Annotated in this window: 5 protein-coding genes and 1 riboswitch; of the genes, 3 read left to right on the top strand and 2 right to left on the bottom strand. The window is 38.7% G+C overall.

Translation table 11 applies throughout. The annotated features are described in order from the left end of the window. Positions 1-34 precede the first annotated feature (34 nt). Both PE36_RS11780 and PE36_RS11785 read left to right on the top strand, forming a co-directional pair. Positions 35-2,986: a multiheme c-type cytochrome gene (locus PE36_RS11780; RefSeq protein WP_006032263.1), complete on the top strand. Its 2,952-nt coding sequence runs from the start codon at positions 35-37 to the stop codon at positions 2,984-2,986. Between the two features lie 244 nt (positions 2,987-3,230). After that, positions 3,231-3,890 carry an EAL and HDOD domain-containing protein gene (locus PE36_RS11785; protein WP_006032264.1) on the top strand — a complete coding sequence of 220 codons (660 nt, stop codon included), beginning with the start codon at positions 3,231-3,233 and terminating at the stop codon, positions 3,888-3,890. A 30-nt stretch (positions 3,891-3,920) separates the two neighbouring features. Here the strand turns inward: PE36_RS11785 and PE36_RS11790 are convergent, their stop codons facing one another. Both PE36_RS11790 and PE36_RS11795 read right to left on the bottom strand, forming a co-directional pair. Next, positions 3,921-4,502 (bottom strand): thymidine kinase, encoded by a 582-nt coding sequence (locus PE36_RS11790; RefSeq protein ID WP_006032265.1) that lies wholly within the window; start codon positions 4,500-4,502, stop codon positions 3,921-3,923. A 95-nt stretch (positions 4,503-4,597) separates the two neighbouring features. Beyond that, entirely contained in the window at positions 4,598-6,193 is a 1,596-nt protein-coding gene (locus tag PE36_RS11795; RefSeq protein WP_006032266.1) for a Na+/H+ antiporter NhaC family protein, read from the bottom strand. Between the two features lie 110 nt (positions 6,194-6,303). Further along, a riboswitch (Lysine riboswitch) is annotated at positions 6,304-6,489 on the bottom strand. 390 nt (positions 6,490-6,879) lie between these two features. Here PE36_RS11795 and PE36_RS11800 point away from each other — a divergent pair. Beyond that, entirely contained in the window at positions 6,880-7,287 is a 408-nt protein-coding gene (locus tag PE36_RS11800) for an H-NS family nucleoid-associated regulatory protein (protein ID WP_006032267.1), read from the top strand. Positions 7,288-7,408: the final 121 nt, after the last annotated feature.

Genomic DNA, 7,408 nt, shown 5'->3' on the forward strand with positions numbered 1-7,408 from the left:
ATACCACTTTCTCCCACCAAGATGCCGTAGATCTATGAATATAAATATTTTTTCTAAATTAATGTTCGCCTTGTTACTCTTAACAAGCCAATCGCTTTATGCCAGTACTACTTATACCAATACTAGTTATTCGAATACGAAAAGTAACAGTTTATTATTATCTGTAGATGGGTCGCAGTTTATTAGTGCAAACATGGATGCGGGTAGCGTCAGTATTCTCGATGCTGAAAGTGGTGAGCTATTAACAGAACAAGCGCTTGGTAAAGATTTACGTCGACTTGCATTAGATCCAATCAATAATCGATTATTGGTCAGTGACTATCTTGCCGATCAACTTTACCTCATTGATGCTAAAAGCCTGAACTTAATTAAAACTATCAAAACAGGCTATCGCCCGTTTGGTATCGTTTATGATGAGTATAACAAACAATACTACGTGACATTGTTTGAAGCTAAACAACTAATCACCGTTTCAACTGATGGTGAAATAACTGCAACAACACAAACAGCGGATACACCGCGTGGTCTTGCGTTAACAAATGATGGTCGTTTATTTGTTACTCACAGCATGACAGGTCAAGTGTCTATCTATAATACCCGCACACCAACGCTCGAATTAAACAAAATAATTCAACTTAGCGATACGCCTGTACATAACTCTCGTGCAACACCGCAAGGTAAACCGCGTGTATTAGATAACATTGCGATCTCGCCAGATGGTACACAAGCTTGGTTACCGCACGTATTGTGGTCGTTTACACAAGACTTCCAGTTTCAATCCACCGTCTTCCCAACAATTTCGTTACTTGATTTAACACCAGGTAAAGAAAAAGAATTAGTCGATAAACGTAAGCAATTATTCAAACAAATAAACATCATTGAAAACAACAATACCACGCGTATTGTATCTAATCCGCATGACGTGGCGTTCCGTGAAGACGGCAAAAAAGTATTTATTACCCTGTCTGGCTCAGAAGATTTGCTGGTATTTGATTTATCTCGCCAAGGTAAAATAGGTAAGAAATCTAAACGCCATCGCCGTACTAAATTACAAGGTGGTGTGAAAGCGACACAAATTTACCGTCATATTCCAGGGTCTAATCCGCGCAGTTTGATTGCCAAAGGCGGCACATTGTACGTACAAAATGCGATGTCGCATGATCTGGTTAGTTTTGACATAAGTGGTCAAGGTCCTTTCGCCAAAGTAAAATTAGCGGATGCTCAATTTGCCCAGTTAATTAGTAAAGATCCCATCGCACCAGAACTACGCTTGGGTAAAACACTGTTTAATCTTGCGAATAGCGATAAGTTTGAAAACTCTGCCATGGCAGGTGATTTTTGGATGAGCTGTAACTCTTGTCACCTTGACGGGTTTAACTTCACCAACAAATACTTATTAGCCGACGGTACTAAAGACGTCAAAGAAAATGCCATGACGGGTCACATAGGGCTAGCAAGTATGATTGCTGGCGATCCTATTGAAGCTTATATCGATATGATCCAAAAAACCCAAGGCGGAATGGGAGCAGACCCGAAGAAACCGGAATTACCGCAAGTTGATCCCAAATCACCACCCGCAGATATTGTGCGCTTAATGTCGGCATTAAACTTGTACGTAACAACCAAAGAGAATTTACCTTACCTATCAACTTGGTTACGTTTTGATGACGAACGCAAGTTCACCCACAAATCTGATTGGTTAAATTCAGCAAGTTGTGAATCATGCCATAGCACGCTCTATAAGCAATGGTCTGACTCCAATCATGGTATGCACATGGATAGCCCTTACTATCGTTTCCAAGAAAACCTTGCGGCAGAATCAGAAGGTGAACCGTTTAGAAACTTATGCCGTGGTTGCCATGCCCCGCAAACGATTTTAAATAATAATACCGCACCGCTGACGCACCTCAATAACATGTATGAAAAAGAAGGCCAGAGCCTACGTGATGCTCTAAAAGAAGGTCTACCTGTTGATGAAACTGGTACCAGCTGTGTTTTCTGCCACCGTATAACGAAAGCAGAAGACGCGGGCGGTAATACCGATCTTACTGTTAACCTAAAAGACCGTGCAGAATATCTGTTTGAGTTTTCCAGCAACCCAGCACTAAAACTCATTGCGGAAGCGCAGATCAATGCGTCGCCACAACAGCACAAAGACAGCTATTCAAATCCAGAATTGTACAAGAGCTCATTATATTGTGCGACCTGCCATAATGAATTCACCCCCGGCCAAGGTGCTAATGTAAATAACAACTATGGCGAATGGCAAGCATCTAAATTTAACGCACCAAACAACCCTGAGCAGAACAAAACCTGTATCGATTGCCACATGCGTTTAGACATGACTGATTTTGATAAAAAAGTACCAGGCCAAGCCACCGATAACGGGCCTATTAAGCCAAACTTAATCGCGCATAACTTTATTGGTGGTAATTACTACTTCTCGGATATGCGCTCGAAAGAACACGGTAAACTCAGTCGTGATATTTTACGCAACGCCCTACTACTTGACGTTGAAACCAGTGCCGATGGTCGTAATATCAACGTGAAAGTAACAAACCATAATACCGGCCACAAAATGCCAGGTGGCGCACGTCGTCAAGTATGGGTTGATCTCGTGGTAACGGATAGCAAAGGCGTAGAACGTTTGGTTAGTGGTCAGTTAAACGATGGCTACTTACCAAAAGACAGCCGTGTATTTGCTAAAAAATCCGGTTATATGCACGGTGAACCTGTAGGTCTTAAATTCTGGCGAGTAGAAAAAATATTAGCGGATACCCGTATATCTCCTGATGAAACACGTGTGGAATCATTCGAACTACCAGCAGGGATAAGTTATCCAATCACGGTGGTCGCTAAAATCAACTACCGTTCATTCTCTAAGCCACTGACAAGTAAGGTTCAAGCAGCCTTCCCTGAGCAAAAAATTCCTTTTGCTGATGTGATTGAGATAAATAAAATAACTAAGGTTTTCCAACAACAATAGTCAATACACCTTCGTTCAGCCGTAGTAGATACTAAGTCTATTGCGGCATAAATCTATTCACCTATTGCCTATCACCTAGCCACAATACGATACGTTTCGTGAATAAAATGATAGTACTGAACAGCACAGTACTAATCAATTTCTCACGCATAGTAATGAACCGTTACCTATATTGACTAAATAGTTCGCCTTTTTGATAATTACGCATAAGCTTATAGGTACCTTTGTTAATAAAGCTTTCTTTATGCACTCATATATCGCTAAACAACCAATCCTAAATAGCACCCGTCAAGTTGTCGCTTATGAACTATTATATCGTGATAGTTTAGAGAATACCTTCCCGATCATAAATGCCGAAATAGCAACACAGCGCTTAGTTCACGAACACTTACTGAGTTCTAATATTAATAAACTCGTTGATAACAAACCCTACTTTATTAACTTTACTGAAAAAAGTATTCTCGATGGCTTGCCTCATAAACTTATCAACAAGCCAATTGTGGTTGAAGTGCTCGAGGACGTACCACCAACGGCTGCTATATTTAAGGCGTTAAAGCAATTAAAAAATATGGGATTTACCATTGCATTGGATGATTTTATTTATTCAGAAGATTGGCTACCGTTTTTTGGCATTGTTGATATTATCAAATTTGATATTACCCTGACTTCATTTAAAGAAATCAAAGCGCTAAAACCATTATTAGCGAAACATGAGATAAGTATATTAATAGAAAAGATAGAAACGGAGAGCCAATTTAAACAAGCCAAAAATCTGCAAAGCGCATACTTTCAAGGTTATTTATTCTCTGAACCAGAGATAGTATTAAATGAAATTAATAGCCGAGATACACAAACAACACAGATGACAAGCGCAATATTATACGCTCATCACCGGGGCACTTAATCATGCCAGAATAATAACGAGTGAATAGGACTAAGCGCTCGCGTTGCCATTCATAAAATGCTTACGGCACAAGGATACGTAGAGCTCATTGCCACCAATTTCAACTTGTTCGCCTTCTCTTAATACCACGCCGATATCACTCACTCGGGCATTCATGTGCGCTTTATTACCACACCAGCAAATGGTTTTAAGTTCTTCAACTTTATCAGCCAGACACATCAAATGGTACGAGCCTTCAAACATCTCTAATTTAAAATCTGTTTTTAAGCCATAAACAATCACAGGGATATGAAGTTGGTCAACAACATTGGCTAATTGATAAACCTGTTCTCGCGTTAGGAATTGACCTTCATCGATGATAAATACATCGATTTTTTTATTTTCTAATCGTGTAGAAACAGTGGTAAATAAATTGGTATCTTTCTCAAACACTTCAACTTCTAGTTTTAAGCCGACACGCGCACCAATAACACCCTTGCCATAACGACTATCACACTCAGGTGTCATCGCTAATGGGTACATACCACGCTCAATATAATTAAAGTGAGCTTGGATTAATTGTGTTGATTTACCCGAATTCATAGCTGCAAATTTGAAATGCAAAGATGCCATTTTATACCCTCAAAAAAAACGCCTGTATCAACAGGCGTATATAATTACTAATCATTAACACTGTTCATTATAAACAGCGTGTTTTTAATGTCTTATTAAACTTTACGACTTATTCGAGACATAATAGCAACCACCACTGTAAATGCAATTGCTGAAGCGATAAAGCCCGATAGTACAGAACTTGTTACACCTAGCACTAAATAACCAATCGCACTGACTAAGGCAACCGATAATGCATATGGAAGTTGTGTCATTACGTGGTCCATATGGTGACAGTTAGCACCCGTTGACGATAAAATCGTAGTATCAGAGATAGGTGAACAATGATCGCCAAATACAGAACCCGCAAGCACAGATGCTAACATAGGTAACATCAAAGATATTTCAGTACCCGCAGCCATATCGCCCGCGATTGGTAACATGATACCGAATGTGCCCCAACTTGTACCCGTTGCAAAGGCCATAAAGCCAGCTAATACAAACATGATAATCGGTAATAGACTCATTGGGATTGAATCACCCACTAATGCAGCCAGGTATTTACCAGTTTCCATAGAGCCAATAGTCGAACCAATTGCCCATGCGAAGAATAAGATATAAACCGCTGGTAACATTGATTTAGCACCGTGGAAACTTGCTTGTGCTAATAATGAAATAGACACACCAGAAATAAGGCTTAGCACGAGTGCCACAGCAAGACCTGATAATGCACCAAACACTAAAGAACTACCTACATCTGTATTTTCAAATGCGCCAAGAATATCAAATGCTTTACCATCCGCAGCTAGTGCCGATGCACCAGAGTTGATCATAAAGAAGATAGTCGCAAAAATAAGCACTAAAATAGGCAGGATTAGGCCTGAAATATGACCACCTTCCGCTTCTTTTAACTCTACAGTTGAACCTGCTGGATTGCCTTTTTTAGCATCAAACAACTCACCATTTCTTGCGGCTGCTTCTTCTTTTGCCATTACGCCAAAATCAAGGTTGAAGCAAGCAACCGCAAATACCATTGCGATAGCAAAGATAGCGTAGAAGTTCATTGGTATCATTTGTACGAATGCCGCCAGAGGGCTGATGTCCGTAATAGCGTGAGAGGCTAAAATACCACCGATAACGGCAATAATATAAGCACCCCAACTTGATATCGGCATTAAGACACACATAGGTGCTGCTGTTGAATCAAGTAAATAAGCTAATTTTGCACGAGAAACGTTATAACGGTCTGTCAGCGGACGACTGACACTACCCACAGCAAGGCTATTAAAGTAATCATCAACAAAAATGAAAACACCTAAAAATGCAGTTAATAGTATGCTACCACGACGTGTAGTGATTCTTTGTTTCGCCCAATCAGCAAACGCACTGGTTGCGCCACTTACCATCATAATACTCGTTAACATACCCAGTATGAATAAGAATACGATGATTGATAGATTCCAAGTATTGAACGAACCCACGTCCCAGAATGAGCCTTTGCTCGCATCACCGGATTCCCAAACCAAACCTAATGATAAATCTACAAGGTGTTTAGCTGCATTAACAACATTAAAGTCTGTTAAAAATAGTGCGCCAAGTAAAACACCACAACCAAGTGATAACAATACTTTACGTGTAAGAATGGCTAATGTAAGTGCAACTAGAGGTACGACTAGCGATAACGCTGAGTCTGAATAATTAATGAGTTCCATGATCCCTTTGACCTAATAATTTTTACAGGGAGCAACTAAACAAGACAGATGAGATGTGCAATAAGGATATTTACAATATGATAGATGTAAAGATTACCCGTATACTCTTCTATTTCAGTAGCGCCCCATAGTTAATTTAAAATTGACTATGACAGTGATGTCTCTATTCGAACACATCCCCAGAATGAATACTTTTAGCTTAAAAACTCATTCTTCGGCGCAGTTCCCTTTCGTATCATTATCATAGGAGCTACCTAAACAATACTAGTGATGAATTGCGCACCTCTACTTAGGAGGAGGCGAGATAATAGCAGATAATTTCACCAATTCAAGACAAAGTCAGCGTTAATGTTCACAAAGCGACCTATACATGACACAAAAAACCAACATAATTCCCAGTCATTTTTAAAAACTAAAGTATATCGACTTCAAATAATAGACCATTAAATAATTTAAAAATAATGCCCGCACTATAGTTTAAATTTACATTTATAAATGTATTTTTACATTATTAATCCACATAGGTTAATTTTAATAAATAAATGTAAATACGTTTTTAATATTTATTTGGCTATAATATATTAATTGTATTAGAGTAGATTAATAATATTAGAGTGCATAAGTTGTATTAAAGTATTAATCTTATTTAGTGTTTACTCATCCCTGTCTACTTTTAGGTATTAATTATGAATGATTTTATTAAAATATTTTTAAATGCACGTAGCCTACGCGCTGCAACAAAAGAATTAAGCGTTGAACAATTAGAAGAAGTTTTAATTAAATTCACTACGATTGTAGATGACCGAAAAGAAGCTAACGCTGCTGAATTAGAAAAACAGCAAGCAAAACAAGCTAAAATGAACGAGATCTTATTACAACTTAAAGAGAATGGAATTAGCCCTGAAGAATTAATGGGCTTAACTGATTCAACAGCTGAAAAAACAAAAAATAAAACTAAACGAGGCCCTCGCCCTGCGAAATATGCATATGATTTCAATGGCGAAACTAAAACATGGACAGGCCAAGGCCGTATGCCTTTACCACTCCAAGAAGTAATGAATGAAAAAGGCTCGATTGAAGAATACTTAATATAGAGGGTTCTTTGTGACGCAATTTATATTACATCCACAACTTGCTGCTGATACTATTCTTGTTGGTGAATTTCCATTATGTCAGGTCCTACTGGCTAATGATGGTAATTACCCATGGTTAATA

Source organism: Moritella sp. PE36, from assembly GCF_000170855.1.
GTDB lineage: Bacteria > Pseudomonadota > Gammaproteobacteria > Enterobacterales > Moritellaceae > Moritella.